This window comes from Neorhodopirellula pilleata (assembly GCF_007859915.1).
GTDB lineage: Bacteria > Planctomycetota > Planctomycetia > Pirellulales > Pirellulaceae > Rhodopirellula > Rhodopirellula pilleata.
The window spans coordinates 21079-44600 of the sequence record NZ_SJPM01000025.1 but is presented as its reverse complement, the minus strand read 5'-3'; the positions used below and the strand labels follow the sequence as shown (position 1 = coordinate 44600).

Below are 23522 nucleotides of genomic sequence, written 5' to 3'. Positions count from 1 at the left end.
CGATTTTTCAATCCAGCGTCAGTTCCGATGATTGCGAATCGAAAACTGCTTCCGAGCAGACCGGTGAAAATATGTACCCGTAACAAAATTGCCTTCCCACTTGAAAACCATATGGCAGTCTTCAAAATGCGTGAGCGAGGGATACGTAAAAGAGAATTGATGGCGTTGGATCCCTCGCTGACGCATCGGGTTACGATTAAATCAACAGCCCGGTAGTCCACCGCCTCAAGGCGGCTACGGTCGAATCGTTCCATGCGCGATGCCAGTTTTCTAGCTGCGCATGGCAAACCAAAGGGCCACGAACTCACGTTTAGCCGGTCTCTCCTGCTCGTGCTCAGCCCTCGGCGGTACTCGTGCTCGTGCTCGTGCTCAATATTGTGTTTCGAGTACAAGTCCCATTTCATCAAGCACAAGTACGTTCGACCCGCAACCAGCGGAACTTATAAACGCGTCAGCCGAGTGGATCGCTTCGTTCCGCGAAGAATGAATTTGGCACCTTTCACTTCACCTCAATCGTCCGGCAAGATAAGATACCCCAGGGTAGTCAATACCCCCCTTCATTCAATCTTCATTGAAAGAGTCTGGGATGTCATCTATTTCGCCAGGAGCCTACGACCAAGACGGTTCTTCGTCTTCAACGTCGATCCGGTCTTGCGATTCAGACTCGCCGACTGCGGCGATGCCTTCGACGAAACCCGGGAACGTCTCGGGGGCGATCGACGATAGTTGGTCGGTCGACCATTCGTCTTTGGACGAACGGTATCCCAGTAACCTTCGATCGATCGCTCACTTAAGCGTCGGTACTCGCCTGGACCGATATCAGATCGTGCGGTTGCTAGGGTCGGGTGGTTCATCAGACGTCTATCTCGCTCAGGATCAAAACCTCGGACGCCGCGTTGCGATCAAGATTTTGAGAATGCGATTCGATGCCAGCGACCCATCGAACCTCCGGTTTCGTCGTGAAGCCGAATTGTCAGCGATGCTCGATCATCCGCACCTGATCCGGGTCTTGGACGCGAACTTGATGTCGGATCCGCCTTACATCGTTTCGGAGTTTTGTGAGGGGTTGACGCTACGACAGTGGTTGAGCGAACAATCCGGCGGAACGCTACATCATTCTCTCGTCGCGAAGTTGGCGAGGCAACTTGCCGATGGGCTCGACACGGCGCATCGGCTGCATTTGATCCATCGAGATATCAAGCCGTCCAACGTGATGATTTCACAAGACTCGGACGGAAGCCTTTCGGCGAGACTGATGGATTTTGGGTTGGCTTTCAGTCTTTCGGCAAGCCGGCACACACGCACGGGCATTTGCGTCGGCACGGTCGCTTACATGTCCCCCGAGCAAGTGCTGGGGAACCAAACCTATCCGGCCAAAACGAGCGATGTGTATAGCCTCGGCGTGTTGATGTATGAGTGCCTAACAGGCATCTCGCCATTTGTCGCTGATTCTCCCGCCGCGATGCTTGATCGAGTACGTCGACACGAGCCGACGCCGGTTCACCTCGTTCGTCCCGAGATCCCGAAAGATCTTTCCGCGATCTGTCATCGTTGTCTCGACAAATCGCCCGAACGGCGATACCTCGATGCCGCTGAACTGAGGGCGGATCTTGATCGATATCTCAGCGGCCGCTCCACCGTCGCGCGGAGTTTAGGAGCTTGGGGGCGATCGGTCCGTTGGGCGAGGCGGAATCCGGTCACGACTCTAGCAATGACGATGGTGCTGATCAGCCTGATGACCGGAACAATCAGCTTGGCTTTGTTTGCCTACACCAAATCGAATGTGGCAAGTCGCTTGACCGAGCAAAGTGAGGCTTTAAGTTTGGCGTTGGAACAGGTTCAACTGGCCGAATCGAAGGTCACCAAGCAAGCCTATCAAGCTGACATGCAATTGGCATACATGCGATATGCCGATGGCCAATTCGGCGACGTGGAAGAGATCTTGTCGCGTCATCCGAATGACCGTATCGAAGCCCAATTACTCAAGAAGGCGATTGTCGACCAGTATCGAACGCTATCGATCCAACCTGGTCCCGTGCACGATTTGGTGGTGACGCCGCAACTCGATCGCTATGTGACGGTAGGCGAGGACGGTTACCTCCGTTATTGGGATCTCGAAACAGGAAAGCTGATACGCCAAGCCGGCGGGATTCGCTCTTCCCTCCACTCGATCGATTTGCTCGACAATGGCGATGAACCACCGATTCTGCTCTTGGCCGGGCATTCATGGCCGTGGGGTGGACGCCATCTGATCAAACTGGGGTTCGATGACCACGCAATCAAGCGAGTGCTTCAGTACCACCCCACGACCATCGAATCGATCCGAACCAGCTACGACCAATCGATCATCGCTTCACAATGTCGATACGAAGGGATCAAAGTATGGCACGAAGACACCAAGCGAGAAGTCTTCATTAAGAGTCATCAACGGGGCGAGTCTTTCGGGCTAAGTCCCGACGGGAAATGGATCGTGACCGGAAAAAAACACTACAAGGAGTTGCAAGTGTTTGATTCGCATACCGGGTCGCTTTCTCATCGATACGCGGTCGGTTGCGTCAGCAATCTCGCCTGCTGCGGGAATCGTTTGCCAATCGCCGCGTTCCATTTAGACGGCAAGAATGAACTCGGCTTGGTGGACTACACCGATCCAAATAGCGAGGTCGAAATCTTGGCGGTATCGGATGAAGTATCGCAGATCGCTTTTTCGCCAGATGACCGGTTTTTAGCCGTCGCCGGATTGAGATCCGGCGTCGAATGTTTTCGTCGTGATCCGTCCTCGCCATCGAAATGGAAGCGACTCGGCACGTTCCGTGGCACGCTTTCGCGTGTCAATTGCTTGCGTTTCATTGACACGGATCGTTTGCTCGTCGGGCTGCAAAACGGGCACGTCGAGATGATCTCGCCTGAAGATCAATCCGCCTCGATATCGGATTCTCATACCACCGTGTTCGAGCATTATTACCAAGCGTTGCACCAAGAGTTCGACTTAAACGAAGACATGGTGTCGCCGGGAGGGCGATGCTATTGGATGCCCCGAGATTCGGCGATGGTTTTAACGACCAAGCAAGACAAGCATCTTTTTGCCTACGAGCGTCGCGGTGACCGTTGGATCCCTCGCTTCGACGTCTCGTTCGACAAACAAGCTCAGAGCGTGGGCTGTTATGTCGCGGCTCAGGAGATTTTCGTCGGCACCGAGAATGAGATCGTCATTTTGTCGTTTGAAGGGAAGGTTCTTCGTCGACGTCCGGTTGAATCGCTCGTTCGCGCGATGAAAATCGGCCCGCATGAAGAGAGTCTTTGGATGACGCTGGACGACGGAACCATTCATCGACTTGATCCCGTTACGCTACAAACACTCGAAATCCTCCATGACCGTGACCAGCGAGGGCATTCTGTGGCGTGCTATAGCATCGCGTTTTGGGGCGATGACCGAATGCTAGCCTTGGATATGTATGGGCATCTTCAAGTTTGGGACCTCGACACCGGATCGAAGTTTGGAAGCATCCCCTGGATTCCATCGACGATGGCGTGTGATCGCGATTTCATCCAAACCGATCCTCAGACAGGAACGATTCAAACCGTGTTTCTACGATCCGACGGACGGTATCAACGTAACCGTTGTTCGTTGAACGGAGTTGAATCGACCGATCAATGACACCCAGCCTGTGTCCGGCAACCACTCGCTCCTTCTTTGGTTGTTCGTCGCGTTCCGCTGCTCTAGGCAACTCGGAATCCAGAATGGATCAATCCGATAGGCGATCAACGTAGGCATAGTAAGCCTCGACATTTTCATTTCCTTCGGCATCCAGGAAAGTGGCTCCCAGCTGACGTGGGACGCTTTCCAAATGCATCGCGTCAACGGAAAATTCTCCACTCGGCTCCATACCTTGGTCTTCCGTCATGATCACAATGACATTGGGTTGATCGGCAACCGCCGATGATGCGAAAGCGGCAGCCAACGCGATTAAGGCATACATTGAGAGACTTGAATTCATCATTGTGCTGATGTTGCGAGGGGTTCGGTTCGTATTCGCTTGACGTGATCGATCGCAAAACGCACCATTGTCTCAAGGCCGTTCGTCATTTCCGGATGGGCACTGAAACATACGACACGGCCCTGGCCAAACCGTCCCTCGGCGATTGCGGTTGTCCCCCTCATGACTCCCTGCGGCGCGCCTTTCTTGGCGATTTCAGTCTCGAATTTTGCGATCGGTTGGTAGTCGTCGATGTCTGGTTGGTTTCCGGGTGCTAAGAGTGGTCCCTGTGCGTAGTGAATTGGAAGCATCCGTTCTTCGGTTTGCAGTAGCTGTCGGCCCCAATCGCTGATCGCAATATCTACGGTTCCGGTTCCCCGATTCCAGTGCTCTGTATCAACAACCATTGCATCAAGAATATGAAGCGACCACGGGTAGTGCGAAGATGCCAGATACGCCCCCGCACAAATCCCGATAAAACCTCCACCTTCGCGAACGAATTTGCGGATCGAAGCTCGACCAGTCTCGCCGAGCGTCCGCCCCTGCCCGCGACCGCTACCGCCGGGCAGCATCAACAGATCCAGCCCGTCGAGTTGGCCGGATTGAACGTCGTAAGCCGTCAGTCTCTTAATCGAGACATCTTCATATTTACCAAGAACAAACAACAAATCATTGACGCTCGGGCCCGCACCTTCGTCGACGTAGACTCCGATGTTGATCGGTTTTTCGGCTGCTCGGTGCGATGCGGTACGATTGTCAGTGATTCTGACGTCGTCGATTGCAAAATCGGCGGTCGATCCGGTGATACCGAAATAGAGAGTGTCGAACGCAAGCGTTGGTGACAGCGTCGACGTTCCGGTCAATGCGTCTTCATCTCCGGTTACATTGTTCTGAAGGCTTACGTCAATGGTGCCTCGAGAGTTGCGCGTCAGTGTTAACGAATACGTGTAGTTCTTTTCGCGAGTGAACATCAGAGGGTCACGATTCTTGTCAGGGGCATCGAAGGCGATTAGCCCGCCATTAGCCAAACGTTCGTCGGTGAAGTTATTGGTTTCACGGATGACGGCCGAATCGAAGGTCGTGTTGATGCCGAGATCGAGCATGACGAAATATCCACGGTCATCGAGCGAAACAGGCTCAGAATCTTGGTCACCGTCGTCCGTAAATCGTGTTCCGCTTGAATGAAACAAACCGAAGCGAAACCCGCGATTGATGAAACCGCTGTGGTTGTGTCGGGCGTTGAATCTTAGCTTTATAAAATCGCCGGTCCGTTGAAGAGTCACCTCATCGAAATGAGCCGCAAACGACTTGAGTGACGATTCGTCTGTGGCGGAAAAACTCAGCTCTGAGGAACTTCCCATTTGTCCGCTTCTAGACTTCACCGAAAGGGTTGACGAATCATCATCAAGCTCGAACCAGCCGTCGCGATCTGAATCCGTAAAACGGTCGGCGAAAACGGATGCATTCTTTCGGTTGGAATGCGTCTCGGTTGTTTCGAATGGCTGGCGTGTTGATGTTTGCTGTGTCTGCTGAACACTTTGTTCCTCGCTCGGCATATATTCCTGCGCGAAAGATGCGATCGCATTGGCCATCTTTTCTGCCACCGCCGGTCTGGCGTCGAAAGAGCGAAGATTCCTGCCTACCTCCAGTTGAATTGCATCCATCGTCCCGCCTTTACCGCTTCCATACTTACTTACGATGAAACCGCCGTTGTAGGCTGAATGTTCACGTTCGGCCGAATCAACTTCCGGCACTACCGATAGGGCTTGTTGCGCGATCTGCCCCAACAAACTTCGATCGCCTATCAGGGATTCCAGCCCAAACCGACTCACCAAGTGCGTTGTCGTTCTACCATTGACCGTTCCGCGAAGAATGGCATCGGGTACCTCGGATTGACCATGAATATCTAGCAACAAACCTCGACCCCATCGGTGGATCACGTCCTGACGTGCCTGAGACAACGCCTCGTGGTAGGCGTGGTAGGCTCGCGCGGATTCTTCCGACTCGTACGCCCTTTCTTCGCTTCGATTGGCATCGACAAACTTGCGATGAAATGAAGCGACCACGATGTAAGGTCGTTTGCCTGTCTGCCGCTCGAGAGCGCCGGCGGTCTGTAGTGCAAGCTTTTTGGTACCAAAGTCCATTGTGTTGCTAAACGACCGAACGCCTATCCCTTTGCGAGGCAACGCACCGGGAATCAATTCATTGCCACCATGCGGGGCCGAAAGAATAATCGGCAAGTCGCCTGTCTCGAAGATGACGTGGTTGCTTAACGTCTGTGCTTCCACGTGTTGCAATCCGGCCATTGCAATGAGATGGAAACTGATGCAAACAACCGTGGCGACGTTTGGTCGTGTTTTCATTCGCTTGATTTTCATTGAACGCCTCCGTCGAATTGATGTTGACCGTTGCTTTTTTGTCAACAGGTCGTGTTCGATCACTCGAACGGGTTTTCATCGGATCGTTCTTGCGAGGATAAGAAGTCCTGGTCGGTTTGGCTCAAACGTTCCCGTGGCAATTTGACCGTCTTTCCGGCGTCGGTTAATAGAGTCACCGAATCGGACGATTGCTCTATCAGTCTTGCCGATACTTTGAAACGGCCGGTCGAGTCGGTCCAGATGCGACTGGCTGATTCCTGCGGGGCCTCGCTGCCCGTTGTCGCGAGCAGTGACTTCTTGATGATCAATTCGCTGCGTTTCATCCGGCAATCATAAGCCGCTCCGTAATCATCCCAGCGAACGGTCAGCGTCCCATCGGGATAATGCGAGAGAAACGTGATCGGATTCCATTTCCCTGCATAGCATGCTTGAAGCTTTGTTTGGGCGGGCAGCGTCGCACTATCAGGAATGAACTGAGAATCCGCTGGGACGGTAATCGAGACCGGATAATCCTTCAAGGGCTTGGCTTCCATCGACGTCGACGAACCGGAACCATCGACTGAACCGGATTCACCACCGGTAACGAGAGAGGGATGAACGTCGGGGAACTTACCCTCGGGATGTTCGGCCAATCGTGTCAAATCGGCTTTCGCGATCACGAGTTCCTCGCGAAGCATATTGCAGTCATAGCTTTCGCCCCATTCGTCCCATCGAACAAAAACCGATCCATCCGCGTTTTCAGCAAGCGTCGTAATGGGTGACCATTTTGACGAGTAACACGCTTTCAGTGGAGTTCCTTTGGTCAGTTCCGCAGTGAGAGGAACGGTGACGAATTCAGGCGGCACATCAATGTCGACATTGTATCTTTTGACAGTTGTGGGTTTGGCGTTCAGGTATTGGTTGTAACCCTGCGTTTCCGCATCGGTCCACGGACGCGGTGTGGTGGTGGTCCCTGGATTTCCGATCTGTACGGCGTTGGAAACCATCGAATACAGATACTTTTTTTCACCGATGGTATGCATGGTGACAAAGTACAGCTCGAGATCGATCGGCGAAGACGAATTGGCCGGAAGGAACGACCGCAGGGTGACGATGTCTTCTTCCGCGTACGGGTTCACGGTGGCCGTGATCGAAATCATTCTTCCTTTCGAACGGCCTTGCATGAACACGGTTTTGAATCCGATTGCTTTTTTGGTTCGTTTGAAATTGAACAACAACGAATTGTCTTCGCCACGTCGCAGGTTGCTCAATTGAAAGAACGGATCGGATTCGATTGGCGTAACCACATCGGTCGCAAAGGAGGGTGCGGTCAATAACACGAACAGACAACCGGCACCGAAGAACTGAAACAATCTGTTCATGACTTGATCCTAACGAATGACAATACCTCAGGTCATCTTTGCGATCGGCAACGACGATGGCCGAAAAACGACTGGGGGAGTGTACACCCGGCGACGGCGACGATCAACTTTTCACCGATTGTTGGGATCGAAGTTGGGGTTGGGACATAGCCAAAGTTGCCGAGACTTGTGGCGATTGGTGGTTCAGGCCGAAACTCTTGACGAGTTTCGCTACCTGAAGAATGAGTTCCAGTACTGCACTGGTGGGAACACTCGCTTGCGAGTTTTGACATTGCACTTTTGCTTGTGGCATTGGTTTTTAGTAACCCGCTGCGTAAACGAGGGATGAGTCAATCTCAATGATCCCTCGCTTACGCAGCGGGTTACGAATAAAGTGCAACTTCAAAACGCGCGCGTCGAGCTTGTAACGGGACGGCTTTCGTTGGTTCAGTGTCCTTCAGTATCCGTATCGCTCGAAGTATTCGTTCCAGCGCTTGAGTAACAGCTGTTCTTCGTCGGTGGAGAGTTGGTGGGAGTTGGTTTGGTAGGCTTGGTGTTCGGTATCGGCCCAGGTTTGCAGTTCGGATCGGACGGTTTCGAAATCGGCTAGGCGTAACGATTCATAGATCTTTTGCAGTGTGGCGATCGGGTCGGCGATCAAGTCTTCGTATCGGATGTCGATGATGTGATGCGGTGCGACTTGGTCACGATGAGCGTGAAAAGCGGCGTACATCTGTTCCAAACAGGCCAACACGTATTCATCGATCGGTTCGCTCGCCGCGTCGTCGTGATGTTGGTCCGGTGTGACCGCCTGCAAGCCTTGAACGGCGTCGAGGCTGCGCCACAAGCGGCATGTGCTAGGAAATAATGCCCGAGGGTCGCGTGTAATGTGGATGAATTTTGCGTGAGGAAATGCTTTGGCTAAATGCCCGATCCGCCCGGTGTGGGTGGGGCTCTTGATGACCAGAGGCCGCGTCGTCGAGATGCTGACCCGGTGCAAAAAATCTTTGAGCGTGTCCAGCCAGACCTGTCGATCCTCGTCGCTGATGTTGTCCAGGTCGAGGTATTCCATATCAACCCGGCCTTGATTGGGAAACGCGATCCGACGGTACGGCGACGGCAAGCCCAAGTTGACCAACGCGAATTCATCTTCCTGAGGTCGATCCCATCCGGTGTCCATGTTGTCCATCGGACGTTTGCCCGGCAACAACCAACGCAAGAACGTGCGAAAGAACCACTGCGTCAGTAAGAAGTGCGACGGGGCGAAGCACTGGTAGGTGGTGGGACTGCTAAATCGTTCGTCGCGGACCATCAATTCGTGAAGCAGTGTCGTGCCGCTGCGCCAATGTCCGATGATGAAAACGGGAGGCCCGTGCAATTCCGCTTCCCGCAACTTTCGTCGGAAAAGCAAGCCTTGAATCCACGTGAAGGCCGTGTTGAAAACGGTCGCGATCGAAATGATGATCGCCATCGGCCAGCGTGAGGGGCTGACCTGGAAGTTCCCTTTTTTGAGCAGATTCCACCACGCCCTCGGACGCATCCCGTGCCAAAATCGGGGGCAGTAGAACGGATAGCGGTTGAGCGAACGGTCAGACATGAATCACGGGAACCTTGATCTGAAAGCCTACCGAGAAGGGGGCTGACCCTTTGGAGGCGAGTCGTTATCTGCTGGTTGGACGGCGTCGACCGGTCGAACCAAACCGGCCCGACCTGCGTCGTGTGACCAACTTAACGGTTTTGGAGCGTTTCCGCATTGGATCAATGCGATTCCTCGGGGAGCCTTCGACGGGCTTCGAGGGGCATTGATCAGACCAGCCAGTGCTCACGTGAACCAGTGCCCTCGTGCCGCCCGGTGTGGCAGTTAGAATACCTGACTCCCCGGTATTCAGGGGCAACCTCATTTATCGCGACCTATTTGGCCAACCCCCCGATGGCGAAAACGAACTCCCCCAACGACCTTTCGATCGAGGATCTGCAGCAGCACATTCGTCGGATGTACTACGAAAAAGACGTCGCCCGGGGAGTCGACGGGACGTTCATGTGGTTAATGGAAGAGGTCGGCGAGTTAGCTTCGGCCCTTCGCGGCGACGACCGCGAAAATCTCAAGGAGGAATTCGCCGACGTGATTGCTTGGTTATTTACGATCGCCAATGTGGCGGACGTGAATTTGGCCGAAGCCCTCTCGGCAAAATACGGCAACGGTTGTCCCGGATGTGGCAAATTTGAATGCTCGTGCAGCATCGAGGAAAAGCCATGAGGGTCCAGGCGAATTTCTTCGCTGTCGCGTTTGCCGTTTTCTTATCAGTCATCTTGGGGCTGTCTGCCGGTGCAACGGATTGGCTGGGAATCCAAGGTCACTACCGCGCCGGGCATTGGACGGCGGTCCGACTCGACGGGATGTTGGATGGGACCGGATCAGAGCCATCCGAATTGCCCGCCGGTCCGGTGATGCTCGAGACGACCGACGGCGACGGAGTGGTGGTCCAATACGAACAATCTTTCTTGGCGGCCCCTGATTCATCCGGTGCCCGGTTCGGGTACTGTGTCCCCGGCACCGAAGCGGCCTCGTTGGTGGTTCGGTCGGATGAATCGTCGGCGAGCGAGCAGGCCGAAAACGCAGTGCTGTTGAAGACTCGATTTCCCGAAGTCGGCGTTCCGGCAGACGGGCCGTCGATGATTCCGTTGCAGATGCCTTGGGTGCTTGTCTTCGGTGATCCGATGGGTATTGAAACGATCGGCGCGAACGAACTGCTCGACCGCGATGCGTCGGTCGCGGTGACGCGGTTGACTAGCGCGAAGCCGCTGCCAGATCACGTCTTGGGTTTTTCCGGCGTCGACATGATCTTGGTTACCAGTTCCGGACACGACGTGCTCGAACAACTTTCCCCGGCGCAGTCTCTGGCAATCGCGGGGTGGGTCAAGGCGGGAGGTCGGCTGATGGTTACGCTCGGTGCCACCGCCAAGCAAACCCTTGCCGCCGCGCCTTGGCTCGCCGAGCTACTGCCCGATTCAGTCGTCGAGGCCTCCGTGATCCAGCTGGACCCGTCGGGGATGGAGACGTTTACCAACAGCCAAACCCGCTTGAGCGTTTTCGACGGATTGCGGTTGCCTAAGATCACATCGTTGACCGGCGGTCGATCCTCGCAGATCGGCGAAACGCTGATCGCCGGTCGGACGGCGCGGCGGATCAGCTTGCCGCTTGCCGCTCGTTACGTGTCAGGTTTCGGAAAGATCACCGTGGTGGCGGCTGACTTGGATCAAGCACCGTTTGTCGATTGGCCCGAACGTTTTGACCTCGTGACCAAACTCGCTGGCAAAGATCTTTCGGACGAGCGGGGTGACGTCAGCAGTAGCATTCGTTTGAGCGGTTATTCGGATCTGGCGGGCCAAGTCCGTCGTTCGCTGGATCGATTCGACATCAAACGAGGATTGAATTTTTCGGTGATCGCTTTGGTGATCGCTGCGTTGGTGGCCTTGGTCGCGCCGCTGGATTACTTCTTCGTCAAGCGTTGGCTGGGGAACCCGTTGCTAGGTTGGTTGACGTTTCCGATCGTGGCCGTGTTGATGTCGATCGGCTTGGTAATGGCGGCCCGGCCGCAACTCGAAGCGTCCACGGAGACGTCGGATACCGGTTCGATGTTGCGTTCCAATTCGATGGAGTTTTTGGACATCGACACATCAACCCATACCGGTCGTTTGTTGCGGTGGTCGTTCTTGTATTCCCACACCGCCGAGCAGCTCGATGTCCGATCCCGCGTTGGCGAGTCGCTCGGCGAAATTACCAAATCGGTCGAATACCAAACGATGCGTCCCTTCGGTGCCCCCGGTCAATCGATGGGGGGCATCCAAATCGACGCTTGGAGCGAATCGGTAGTCGTTCCGCTCTCGGAGATCCAATCCAGCTCGAAGGAAAATGCCGATTCGAACAGCGCTTCGTCGCTGACAGGAATCGAGAGTCGCGTCCAATCACTTTCGATCGATCCTCGAGGCAGCAAATCGTTGGCTTTGTCAATGCAGTTCGCCACCAGCGTTGAGGCCGAAACGGTCAAGCGACGAGGTGGCTCGGAACTATTGCAAGGTAAACTGACCAACCCATTGGACGTCGATTTACTCGACGCGATGTTGATCTACCAAAACTGGGTCTATCTATTGCCAACGCGTTTTCCGGCCGGGGCAACGGTGGAAGACGTCGACCGCTTGCGACAAAAGAATTTTCGTTGGCAGTTGTCCCGTCAACGGGCATTGGAAAGTTCCTCCGAAGGCGAAAGCTGGGACGTGACCCGCATCGATCAACCCGAACGTCTGGCCGAGATGCTGATGTTCCACGACGCGGTCGGGGGCACCCGGTACACCGGTTTGCATCATGAAGTACTCGGAACGCTGGACCTGAGTGAACTGTTGACCGACGACCGTTGTTTGTTGGTCGGTCGTTGCCCAGAGCCTTGGACGACGCTTCAGGTCGCGCCTTCGGGCGCATCGGACTCGACCGGTGGTTCAGTTCCGGCTCAATTCAAGTCATCCGAGCCTGCGGGCGACACGTCGTCTTGGGTGCGTGTTTTGATGCCGGTCGAAGAGCTGCGTCGATAAACCAATACATTATCCTTCTTTATTCCCGTTTACTGTTTTGCAAGCCAAGTGATTCGTCGTGATTAAAACCGTTGACCTGACCAAGAAATATGGTGATGCGTTTGCCATTAAGTCGATCGACTTGAACTTGGAAGCCGGAGACCTGTTCGGGTTCATCGGTCCCAATGGAGCGGGCAAAACGACGACCATGCGGATCATCGCGACCCTGCTCGAACCGAGTTGGGGCGAAGCCTACGTGTGCGATCACAGCGTCCACACGAATCCCAAGGAGATCCGCCGGTTGGTCGGTTACATGCCGGACTTCTTTGGCGTCTACGATGACATGACGGTCGTCGAGTATCTCGAATTCTTCGCCGCCGCGTATCGAATTTCGGGCACCGACCGTCGCAAACGAGTCAACGAGATGTTGGACGTCGTCGACTTGGATTTCAAACGGGACGCGTTCGCCAACACATTGTCCCGTGGCCAAACGCAACGTCTCGGTTTGGCCCGCACGTTATTGCACGACCCGCAGGTGTTGTTGCTCGACGAACCCTTGTCGGGTTTGGACCCAAGAGCGCGGATCGAGATGCGCAATCTGTTACGACGACTCGGCGAGATGGGAAAGACAGTGATCGTCAGCAGCCACATCCTGCCGGAACTGGCGGACGTTTGTAACAAAGTCGGGATCATCGATCGGGGTGAATTGAAACAGAACGCCAAGGTCACCGAAGTCATCCGGATGGTCCGCGAGCACACGGTGCTGATCATCCAACCAAGCCAACGTGATCAAATGCAAGCGATCGCGGATTTATTCACCGGACATCCTCTCGTCCAAGCCACTCAGCCCGGTGACGACTCCGTGCGGGTGATCTTGAATAGCGACACGGACGACTACAGCGAACTGCCAAGACTATTGATCGAAAATGGCATCAATTTAAAACGGTTTGCCGAGGAAGAACTCGACCTTGAGTCCGCATTCATGGCGTTGACCAAAGGCACCAGCACGCGGATGTAACCGACTTATGTCTAGCTTACGAACCTTATTCACCCACGAGACGAGCTCGTGGGGGTCAAAAAAGATGTGGAGTATAAAGAGGGCGGGAACCTGGCAAAGAGTTTCGGGTAACCGCACGTAATCGCGTTGCGGCTGATGACTAGACGGGTGAACCACCGATGCCTTCCGCGGTCGCCCAGAATCCGCCTCGGCTGTGATCGAAATGGGGTTTGGTGCCTCGGGCGGATTCATCGAAACCTTCGGCGACCGACCAGACCGATTGCCCGGCGACAAGGGTCAACACCGGCCATCCCGTCAAACGCTCGCCGTGCCAAGGACTCCAACGGGTCTTGGTATGTTGTTTCTCATCTTCGATCAAGCGTTCTTCGTTTAAATCAACAAGCACTAAGTCGGCGTCGTAGCCTTCAGCGATGCGGCCTTTTCCCGTGATGCCCCAAACGCGAGCGGGGGCGTCGCTCATCCAGTGCGCGATCTGCGGCAACTGCACGCGGCCCCGGTGCACTTCATTGAGCATCAATGCGAGCGAATTTTCAACCGCCGGTAATCCCGACGGGCTCGCCGGGTACGGTTGGGATTTTTCTTCGAGCGTATGCGGGGCGTGGTCGGTGGCGATGACTTGGATGACGTCGTCGATGAGCGCTTGCCATAACCCGGCGTTGTCCGCCGCCGTCTTGATCGACGGGTTCATTTGAATACGGCTGCCCAATCGAGCGTAATCCTCGACGTTGAAGAACACGTGGTGAAGACAAATCTCGGCCGTCAAATACGGCGACGGGTCTTGCAGGTAAATCAGCTCAGCGGCCGTCGAAACATGCAACACATGAAAACGATGCCGATGGCGAACGGCCAATTCGGTGGCCCGCTTGGTGGCGATCATCGCGGCTTTTTCGTCGCGAATGCGTGAGTGATCGGTCAGGTCGTTGGTCGGCGACAAGCGTTCGGAGTTGGCGCGAACGGTCGTTTCGTCTTCGCAGTGGGCACAGATCGGCAAAGTCGTTTCCGCAAAGATCCGCTCGAGTGCTTCCTGTTCATCGACGAGTAGATTGCCCGTGCTGCTGCCGATGAAGATCTTGATGCCCGGCACATCGGTGGCTCGGGCGAGTTCGGCCGCGTTGTCGGGAGTCGCTCCGATATAAAAGCCATAATTGACGAGCGATTTTTGGGCCGCAATGCGTTCCTTGTCCCGCACGCCCTCGACGGTGATCGCGGGCGGTTTCGTGTTGGGCATTTCCAGGAACGTCGTCACGCCGCCGGCCGCGCAGGCGTGGCTGGCCGTCGATAGGTCTTCCTTGTGAGTCAGTCCGGGTTCGCGGAAATGGACTTGATCGTCGACCACGCCGGGCAACAAGTGCAAGCCGTCCGCGTCGACCACCCGATCGGCGGTGACCTGGTCAGACGCATCGACGTCGATAATCTTTCCGTGGTCGATGAAAATGTTTCGCTTCTCAACGCGGCCCGAGGCGGATGCGAACCCGTCGCCGGGCAGGACCACGTTCGCGTTGCGGATCAATGTGCGTGTCATGATGGCGTTCCGGAAAGGGTCTCGGGTGGTGGCCTGTTTCGACGATGGCCTTGGGGCCGGGCCTTGGGCCACAGAGGAGGAAACGGGGCAATCAGATCGGAGCCATAGTCTGGGAAGTTGTCGGCGGATCGCAACCCACGGCCGATCGAAAATTTTGAGCGGTTTCGCTACGCTATGGGCCAAACCTATCTACCCCCTCGAGCAGAGACCACGCATGTTTTTTGAAGGAAAGAAAGGGATCGTTTTCGGAATCGCCAACGACCGATCCATTGCCGCCGCGATCGCCAAGGAAATACACGACCAGGGTGCTCAGATGGGCTTCACGCACCTGCCCGACTCCGACCCAGAGCGACCCAAGATGGCCAACCGGCTCAAGAAAGTCGTTGGCGATTGGGGCCCTGCCTTCATGTTGCCATGCGACGTCCAAAGCCCGGCGGATTTGGATGCGATTTTTTCCGAGGCTGTGTCGAAATTCGGCAAAATCGACTTCATGTTGCACTCGATCGCTTACGCGCCGTTGAACGAACTCAAGGGACCGACTCACGAAGTCACGCCGGAAGGTTTCGGGGTCGCGATGGGGATCTCGGCCTACAGTTTCATCGATTTGGCCAACCGAGCTCAAGCGATCATGAACCCGGGCGGATCGATGTTGACGATGACGTATTACGGCGGCGAAATGGCCGTGCCGGGTTACAACGTGATGGGCGTGTGCAAGGCGGCGCTGGAAAGTTCGGTGAAATATCTCGCCAATGAGTTGGGTCCCAAAGGCATCCGGGTCAACGCGTTGTCGGCCGGATACTTGAAAACACTCGCCTCGTCGGCGGTCGGTGAATCCGAAAAGATGAAACTCCTCTACGAAAACTTTTCACCATTGCGGCGAGCCGTCGATGTGACGGAAGTCGGCAAAGCAGGAATGTTCTTGTTGTCCGATTTGGCGTCGGGCATCACCGGCGAAAACCTGCACGTCGATTGCGGCTACCACATCATGGGTGCCCCACCGGTCGATTTGCAGTAGCACCCTGCGTTCAGTTATCGCCGCATTCGGTGTTTTAGTAAGGCAATTGATACAAGCCCGACTCGCGATGGTCTGTTGATTGAATCGTATACCGAATAACAACCATTAGCCGATGGGCGTTAGCCCCGGTTGGCGTCCGATTAACCGCTGCTTACGCGGTACGGCTTTGACCCCCACGAGCTCGTCTCGTGGGTGAATAAGGTTGGCAAGCTAGACAACGACGCCCCCCCAACCATCCGGTTTTCACTTGTGCTCGCCGCTTCAAGCGGCGAGCACAAATGACAATCGGATGGTTGGGGGAATTGCGGCTCGTGTCTAGCTTGCCAACCTCGGCTTCCTGCCAGACGAGCTGGCAGGGGAGCAATACATGAGGACTTGCGGGGTATAAAACAGCTTCCAGCCTGTGGAAACAAAAACACAGGCTGGAAGCCTATGCCACTTTTATGATGCGGCAGTTAATGATCTCGCGATGCTTAACGGCGATAGACCGCCGCGCCGACGACGCGAGCTCGAGGGTTGGTGATTTCTTCGGTGTCGGAGTCCATTTCGATGGGTTCGATTTGAAACTTCCCTTCGTCCGATCGGATCACGACGAATCTCGCGTTCGATGAAGTCGCGCCGGAAATCACCTCGTCGGTTTCAGGCGGCATCACGGTCCAGCGGTCGTTGTCACGAACGACCCAGCCGACCCATTGTGGGGCGGGGGAGCGCGGTTTGCGAAACTCTTGAAAACTTTCACGCATCGCCTTTTCGCGGTTCGCCCAGTCGTCCGTCGTCGGAAAGACCGACGACGCGGCGCGGCGGGATTGATCGACGAGTGGATCACTGTTTTCGGGTGACAACCAATTGCTCGTCCAATCCACATCACTCGCGTCAAACTCATCGATCAAACCGCCAAATGCGATTCGCAGTGGCTCGCTCGCCGGCGTCAGCGTTTCAAGCAGACTACGCAACAACAGCCCGCGAAAGATGGGGTCGATCGTTTGCGGATCGACTTGGCGCAACGAATTGATCAAACGATAGCCCGTTGGTGTGAAGTTCAATTGACCGGACGGCTCGTCGAACGACTGGATCCATTGCGTCGCTTGCTGGGCCCACTGGGTATGTCCGGCGATGATCACGTTGGGAAGAACCATTGTATCGTATCGCAAGCCAAAATTCTTCGACTGCGTCAACAACAACGGATCGGCGTAGTACTCCACGATGTGGGGTGTTTCGCCTTTGTGATCGGGCGGAAGCGGGGAATAGTATTTCGCCTGCGTGCCGGCTTCGGGATAGAGGTACATGGGGCGTTGCAACAACGGCGTTGCTATCAGTTCTTTCAAATCAGTAATTGCCGAAGATCGGTTTGCGATGGCTTCGTAGTAACGCATGAATTGTTCGGGTTGTTCCACCCAAGGGTGATCCGGTGCGAGATCCTTGGCGTTAGCAAACAGCTTCAACCAAGCTGAACTATCCGTCGAATCGGCATAGGCGGGTTTGCGGTAGGCGGTAGCGGATAACACGTCGATCCAAGCTTGGTTCGCGAGCGTTTGCGATCGCGTTTGGTTGACGTCCAGTCCGACGGTCATCGGGTCGTCCGGATGATCTTCGACGAACGCTTCGATTGCGGCGTTGTAGGCGTCTAGGTTACCGATCGCTTGGGTGATCCTTTCAAGCGATTGTTTGCGGTCGATGAGTTGATCGAGGCGTTTGCGTTCGGCGTCGAGAAGTTTGCCAAGCTGGGCGGCCGACGCGGCGGTGTTCGGGTCAGAGGCTTGAAACCGCGAAACGATCTTGGCGACTTCGGTTTGCAGGCTTAGTAATTCGTTTCGTTTGGTATTGACCTCTGAGTCACTTTGAAAGAACGCATCGATGCTGGACTGCAGTTCCTTCATTGCCTTCGAATTGGTTTCGCTGGAGATTTCTTTCTCCTTGAGTCGTAGATCCTCGGCGATCGCCTCCTGCAAGGCAACCTCGTTTTGTTCTTCGTCGGTTTGGGCAAGCTTTCGCAACCGGCTGATCAGTGCGTAGTTGGGGCGATCGGATGGTTCCGCCTTCAGTTGGTCGAGCACTTCGGTAAACGCGCGTTTTCGTTCTCGCTCAGCGTCGAGTGCTTGCCGGATCGTTTGTTGTCCGGCCAAGAACACGGCTCGGTTGCGAGTCGAGTCATCGATCGAATTTAAAAATCCTTCGGCCGCCTCGAATTTTTCGGCCTCGATCAGTTCGGTTAACGTGGCCTCCAAGTCGGCGATGCGGGCGGTTTCGCGTTTTTGAGTGACAACCCAACCGATGCCACCGGCGGCAGCGGCGAGGACCAACACCCCGGCGGCGATCGCCATTGCGGTGCGTCGACGAGCAATCATCTCGAACGAATCAATCCGTTCACGTGCCCGCTGGACCAACCGAACCGGCAACCGTTCCCCTAGACTTTCGGCGGCGGCGAGGCAGCGGGCCAAGGTATCGCGATCGGCATGGCGATCCAGCGCCGATTCCAAGGAACGGATCAAGCCGGCGGCCCGTTGCTCGTCGGCTCGCTCGGCCAACTGTTCGTCGATCCAAATCAGCGCGGGTTGAGCTTCTTGCATCAACGGATCGGCGGCCGCGATGTTAAGTTCGGCTGATGCGGCGCGGACACGATCGGCGATCACGATCGCTTCGTCGACTTCGAACCCAGCGTATGCATTCTGTAATCGATGAATCTCATCTTGAAGTGCAGCACGTCGTGATTCGTTTCGGAACCGTAGCTTGGCGTGTTGAACTTTTGTTTTCAAAGGTTTCGGGACGTCGACCCACCACTTCCCGTGATGTAGTTCTTTGTCGATGGCGTCGAGCGTCAGTTTGTCTTCGGCGGCGATCGCCGATTCGATCTGTTCTTTCAATTGTTCGACGCGAGCTTTTTGAAGAGCAGTGGCGTCGGCCGACCAAATCGGATTCTGGGGGTCTTTCGTATGCAACAGTTGTAACACGGCGATTCGTTGGCTCAGCGGTGCCCGTGATAAATTGAGCAATCGGTGCTGGCGTAAGATCGGCGTCAGTTCGGTTAACCGCGCGTGCGCGGAATTCAGCTTGGTTCCCGATTCGTAGTCCAACGGCGGTGGAAATTGCAGACCGAACTGATTGATGAATACGAGCCATTGGTCGCGTTCGGGGAAATCGATCAGCGCAAACAGTTCGAGTAAGTCACCATTGGCATTGGAAACCTCGATCGCGTCGTCACGAAACCCGCGATCGATCAAAGAGGCGACTTCCGCCAATCGGATGTTCACATCATGGCACAGATCGTTGTATTCGACCGATTCGTCGCGAACGAATTGCGAGTCGGCAGCGTCAGGCGATTGCAGATAACTCTGCATCGTTCGAATCAATTCGCGGACGTGGTGATAGGAAGTGGCCATGGGTTATTTGAACGCGAGCCTGAACTGCGACAACGTCGTCGTGTAATGGCGAGTTTGCCAACGAAACTCGGCGATCAAGTCGACATCAATGTGATTGGCGGGCAACTCATTGCGAGCGGTCTGGACCGAGCCGAGATCGAGTTGATCGGCCGGCAACGCCGAGGATTGACGGCGAGCCTTCTCGCCCGGCTTTTCAACGGTGGCGTTGATGAGCAATCGGGGTTCTTCATTGCGTCTGAGTCGCACGTTGACGCTGACTCGTGTCGGCGGAGCGTTCAATTGTTGCCGCTTTCCGAAGGATCGTTCCAATTCGATTCCCTCGTCAATCCGAACCGATCGCCAGCGATCCGGCTGAGACGAACGCAACGTCACGTCGGCGAGTGAAAGCAGCCCCGGATTGATCGCGCCCAAAGGTACAACGACGGAAGCCTTGTCATTTTGTAAATCCAAATTCACAGTCAGCCGTTCGTTCATACCCGAGACAGGTGTGTCGGCCCCCTGAAGCGTTAGCAATGTTGATTCGTCATCTGCGGTGGCGAACAAAAATCGGTTTCCGATGCGTTGGGCATAGTTCACCTGCAAGATGACTTGACCGGGCTCAAAACGAATGACTTTTGAGGGCGGTTGCAGTATCCCTCGATCTGGTTCGCCCCACACAACGGTGTGAGTTTTGGAGTTGTAGTTGAACTTTTCGTCGACGGTCATTTCCCCATCCGAAGCGAGCGTCAATACTTCAACGGTTGTGGGCGGGATCATTTCCAAGGGGCGGCGGTCGACCGATTGATCCTGATTCCACTGTTCGCCGGACCGTTGCCACTGTCGCCACATGGCCGGTTCCAGCAGGTAAACCAAGCGGATCGATTCTGGGAGTGGTTCGGGATCCGATGTCGGTGGTGGAGGAAGGGAAGGTTTTGGATCCGCAACCAAATCAGATGGGTTAACCGGCAACTCGATGGCGGATTGCGTTTCTGTGTCGGCACTGGGAATCGCCATGGTTGCAGCGGGAATCGCCATGGTTTCATTGGGAATCGCCATCGTTGCGTCGGCCGTGTCGACGGTATTGGGTGGTTCGGAAGTTTGCGGCTCGCTGTCGGGTTTTATTTCGAGTTCGCTCGTTGACTCCGGCGCGGTGATCGATCGCGTGTCCCGTTGCACGATATTCGGATCGGCGGGTCCCTTGGTGATCGGCTCGATGCTCGATGGATGGACGGTGTGCCATATCGCGTACCCGCCAACAACCATGGGGGCCAACAACATACTTGCAACGAAGGCGATCCAAGGCAGCCGAGATTTTGGTCGACTTCGCGATGTCGTCACGATCTCTTGATTGATGATGTTTGTGGCGAGGTCCAATTGAGGAGGTTGATCGTTGGCAAAAGAGAGTCCTTCTCCGCCCGGGATATTCGGATGATTCGATGCGATACCCGATTCACGAGATTGAGGTCGTTTTGTTGGTGCGTCGCCGGAGTGAAACGGCTCGATGCGATCGACAGCCGCCAAAGCGGAAAGTTCGCCTGCCGATACGGCGTCGCCGGTGCGAGCATATTGAACCAACGGACCATCAGGAGCCGCAGCAAGGCTGGCCGTCAAGTCGATGGTGACGACTCGGTTGTGTGGTGGAACGAGGCGATGTTCAGGCGAGCCTTTCAAGATCCCTCGCCACTGGCATGCCATACCCGGTGGTAGTTTGCTGAAGAACGTATTGAACGTGACTTGCCATCGGTGCGAAGGCGGCAACAGCGCGACCGCTTCATCAAAAAGTGCCAGGATTTGATGCTCTTGACCCGCTCCATAAATCACATAGCACTCAGGTTGAGTCGGAGCTTGAGCGGCTTGAGCCAAGACGCCGGCCCAACCCGCGTCGCCGGTCAGAGCGTTCCAAGTCATCGCCGGAATGGAAGCGGGTTTGCCGGGATCCAGTGTGCCGCCGTGGGGGTTGCGCGCGGTCAACCATCTCGCCGGACCCTGCCAAGTCGTCAACAGGTTTCCGTCCTCCCGCAACATCGCGGTAGGCCCCGCATCAGTGCGTTCGTTCGATGACAAGAGCACGTGATGGGCGATTTTATTGGACCGGCCGGAATAGTCCAGTCCTGCGTCGGCGACGCGACTGAGCAACGAATCACCGCCGGAAGTATGCAGGTGCATCCACGCGGTCGGGTTGGCGGGGTTGGGCGATTCGTTGGGCGGAAAGGCATGCCGGTACCCCGACAACGATTCCAGTAAGGTGACCGTACGCGGGGCGATGCCGTTGGTCGCGGCGATGGTGCAGAATCCCTTGCTTCCTGGTTTCAGCCCGGAAGCGGCGGACGTGTAGACGAGTTCTTGCGTCATGGATTGATTGTCGCCGATGAAGAACCCACAAACGGAATCAAGCCCGCCCCGTGTTTGGCCAAGACGGCGAGCAGCGGAACGTCGCACCAAACCGGGGCAACGTCTCGCGGGCGCACTCCGATGATTCCAGTCAGCGGGTCTTTCTCCGGTGCACGCCCGGTAGCGCTGACGGGAATGAACATGACATTGCGGCTGAATGATTCGGCGGCTGACACCAACTCGGGTGTGAATTGAAATAGCAGTTTGCGTACCTGGGCACCGATGAGGTCGACCATGTTCATGTCGATTGCTGATAAACTTCCGTCCGGTTTGGACTTGATCGGCCGAGGAAGTTTTAAACCGGGGCAAAGTGATTGCCAACTGTCCGCTTTGGTCACGATGATGACCACGGGCTTCTCTGTCACGGTTGTCTGGGACGTACCGGTGAGACGACGATACCGTTCGGTCATCTCGTGGAAAACGATTTCTTGTCGCGCCGTGACGGTCTCTTCGACGATTTGGATGTCGTTGGATTTTCCTCGCAGTTGTGCTCGCATACGTGGGTCTTGCGTCGGGTCGAAGCAAAAGAACAACGCGGTTGCTTCGCCGAGGTGACGGGTGACCGGGTTGCTGACCGCGTCGCGTCCGGGCAAGAACGACTCTCCGGCGTTATCGTACAAACACAATAACCGTGAAACCTGATGGGATTGTTCAGCATTGGGATGGCCGGGCATCGGCCGGATACCGAACAGGAACGGCTTGGGATGCAAGATAATCTGGTCACCCATCCGCACGGCAACATAGTGTTCGCCTTGTTCTTCGGTCTTTCGCAGGCGAACGGGGGTATCGCGATCGGCGTTGAAGAATTGCTGTTCTTCATAGTCGTTCAAGATACGATTGCACTGAGGGTCCGCGTCGGTGATCGAAACAGAAAACTCCGACGGCAGATTCTGTCTCAATTGCCAAGCCATCGATGCTAAGAAATACGATTTGCCGCATGACGGTGTCCCGGCAATCGAGAGCATCAATGGTGGTAACTCGGTCGAAGCCCTGGGTAGCAAACGGTGGCAGTGCGGACACGCCAATTCGTTACAAATCGATCCTTTCCGATCGATCGCATTGGCCTGCACGTTGAAACTTGTTGGCAAAAAACGGATCGCCTCATTCTCGCCCAGTCGGGAATCGCCGACCAAGTCCGGATGCGTCGCCACCCATTTGACATCTTCGGGTGCAAAATGATGCCAGCATGACGGGCAAACGACTTCCCGCAACAACTCAACGCGATTGCGAGTGGGACGAACCGATGGAGTCGCGTTCACTCGATGACCACGTTCTGCGACATCACTGAACTTCGCAGCGCCGCCGGCGAGATGACTCCGGCCCCTTCTCGATCGAGCCGCTCGAGGATGCGATCGAGCTGAATTCTCATCGCTTCGATATCTGCGGCAAGGGCCTCTCCATTCGTTCCCTTCGCCTGTCCCATGGCGACGACTTGGGCAGGCGACGGAATCGATTGTCTCGCGGCGATGGCGTCCGTCAATGCCGTTTGGGCTTCATCACCGGACGACTCACGATCGGTTCTTTCGACAACGGCCCGCAATGATTCCGCCAACTCTTCCAGGGACACATCGCCATCACGGTCAGCCGATCCTGACTTGCCGACCGCACGTTGAACCTCAGCAGCCGATTGCATCGAAGGCGACTCGGGTCGCGGCGGTCTCGATTCCGACCCCGAGCGAACCGGATCGGCGGGCTTCGGTTCGGCGGGCTGCGGATCGACCGGCTTCGGATTGGCCGACTTCGGATTGGCCGACTTCGGATTGACCGACTTCGGATTGGCCGGCACGACATCGGACGACTCAATGGTTTGCGATGTTTGCGTTGACTCGGCTTGTTTTTCTTGGCAGCCACTGATGCCGACGATCCACCACGCGAAGCTGATCAAGCCGATGAAGTGGAGTCGTCCGGTGAAGCGACTCGAATGCCCGTGTTGGCTTATCATACCCGCATCGCCTCATGGGG

Annotated in this window: 15 protein-coding genes; 6 read left to right on the top strand and 9 right to left on the bottom strand. The window is 55.6% G+C overall.

The genetic code is table 11. The features are described 5' to 3' along the window. Together Pla100_RS32005 and Pla100_RS28225 are read left to right on the top strand one after the other, a co-directional pair. A partial coding sequence (locus tag Pla100_RS32005) for a hypothetical protein (protein WP_231603726.1) occupies nt 1–216 on the top strand: 216 nt, incomplete at its 5' end. A 370-nt stretch (nt 217–586) separates the two neighbouring features. Continuing rightward, entirely contained in the window at nt 587–3655 is a 3069-nt protein-coding gene (locus Pla100_RS28225; RefSeq protein ID WP_146582376.1) for a serine/threonine-protein kinase, read from the top strand. An 88-nt stretch (nt 3656–3743) separates the two neighbouring features. On the opposite strand, the gene Pla100_RS28220 is transcribed toward Pla100_RS28225, so the two are convergent. From Pla100_RS28220 to Pla100_RS28205, 4 genes are all read right to left on the bottom strand, one after another. Next, a complete protein-coding gene (locus tag Pla100_RS28220; RefSeq protein WP_146582374.1) occupies nt 3744–3977 on the bottom strand; it encodes a hypothetical protein in 234 nt (77 codons plus the stop codon). Nucleotides 3978–3994: 17 nt separating this feature from the next. Continuing rightward, nucleotides 3995–6337, bottom strand: a complete 2343-nt coding sequence (locus Pla100_RS28215; protein ID WP_197168303.1) for a BPL-N domain-containing protein — start codon at nt 6335–6337, stop codon at nt 3995–3997. A 74-nt stretch (nt 6338–6411) separates the two neighbouring features. Beyond that, entirely contained in the window at nt 6412–7713 is a 1302-nt protein-coding gene (locus tag Pla100_RS28210) for an SHD1 domain-containing protein (RefSeq protein ID WP_146582370.1), read from the bottom strand. Nucleotides 7714–8149: 436 nt separating this feature from the next. Next, nucleotides 8150–9289, bottom strand: a complete 1140-nt coding sequence (locus Pla100_RS28205) for a sulfotransferase family protein (RefSeq protein ID WP_146582368.1) — start codon at nt 9287–9289, stop codon at nt 8150–8152. A 333-nt stretch (nt 9290–9622) separates the two neighbouring features. Between Pla100_RS28205 and Pla100_RS28200 the strand changes: the two genes are divergently transcribed. The 3 genes from Pla100_RS28200 to Pla100_RS28190 are packed head-to-tail and all read left to right on the top strand — an operon-like array spanning nt 9623 to nt 13276. Continuing rightward, nucleotides 9623–9949 carry a MazG nucleotide pyrophosphohydrolase domain-containing protein gene (locus tag Pla100_RS28200; RefSeq protein WP_146582366.1) on the top strand — a complete coding sequence of 109 codons (327 nt, stop codon included), beginning with the start codon at nt 9623–9625 and terminating at the stop codon, nt 9947–9949. Beyond that, a complete protein-coding gene (locus tag Pla100_RS28195) occupies nt 9946–12279 on the top strand; it encodes a PrgI family protein (RefSeq protein WP_146582364.1) in 2334 nt (777 codons plus the stop codon). Before Pla100_RS28200 ends, Pla100_RS28195 begins: the two co-directional genes overlap by 4 nt. Nucleotides 12280–12337: 58 nt before the next feature. Further along, complete coding sequence (locus tag Pla100_RS28190; RefSeq protein ID WP_146582362.1) at nt 12338–13276, top strand: ABC transporter ATP-binding protein; 939 nt, start codon at nt 12338–12340, stop codon at nt 13274–13276. A 139-nt stretch (nt 13277–13415) separates the two neighbouring features. Here the strand turns inward: Pla100_RS28190 and Pla100_RS28185 are convergent, their stop codons facing one another. Beyond that, the gene (locus Pla100_RS28185; RefSeq protein WP_146582360.1) at nt 13416–14798 is read right to left on the bottom strand and encodes a dihydroorotase; all 1383 of its coding nucleotides are present in this window, start codon (nt 14796–14798) and stop codon (nt 13416–13418) included. A gap of 214 nt (nt 14799–15012) precedes the next feature. On the opposite strand from Pla100_RS28185, the gene Pla100_RS28180 reads away from it, so the two are divergent. Next, nucleotides 15013–15813 carry an enoyl-ACP reductase FabI gene (locus tag Pla100_RS28180; RefSeq protein WP_146582358.1) on the top strand — a complete coding sequence of 267 codons (801 nt, stop codon included), beginning with the start codon at nt 15013–15015 and terminating at the stop codon, nt 15811–15813. 473 nt (nt 15814–16286) lie between these two features. Here Pla100_RS28180 and Pla100_RS28170 read toward each other — a convergent pair whose 3' ends face one another. From Pla100_RS28170 to Pla100_RS28155, 4 genes are read right to left on the bottom strand one after another with little or no spacing between them, the layout of a single operon-like run. Continuing rightward, the gene (locus Pla100_RS28170) at nt 16287–19190 is read right to left on the bottom strand and encodes a coiled-coil domain-containing protein (RefSeq protein WP_146582356.1); all 2904 of its coding nucleotides are present in this window, start codon (nt 19188–19190) and stop codon (nt 16287–16289) included. Between the two features lie 3 nt (nt 19191–19193). Continuing rightward, nucleotides 19194–21521: a GAP1-N2 domain-containing protein gene (locus Pla100_RS28165; RefSeq protein WP_146582354.1), complete on the bottom strand. Its 2328-nt coding sequence runs from the start codon at nt 21519–21521 to the stop codon at nt 19194–19196. After that, nucleotides 21518–22819, bottom strand: coding sequence for a hypothetical protein (locus Pla100_RS28160; protein ID WP_146582352.1), 1302 nt, complete (start codon nt 22817–22819; stop codon nt 21518–21520). Before Pla100_RS28160 ends, Pla100_RS28165 begins: the two co-directional genes overlap by 4 nt. Further along, complete coding sequence (locus Pla100_RS28155; protein WP_146582350.1) at nt 22816–23502, bottom strand: hypothetical protein; 687 nt, start codon at nt 23500–23502, stop codon at nt 22816–22818. The genes Pla100_RS28160 and Pla100_RS28155 overlap by 4 nt, the downstream gene beginning before the upstream one ends. Nucleotides 23503–23522: the final 20 nt, after the last annotated feature.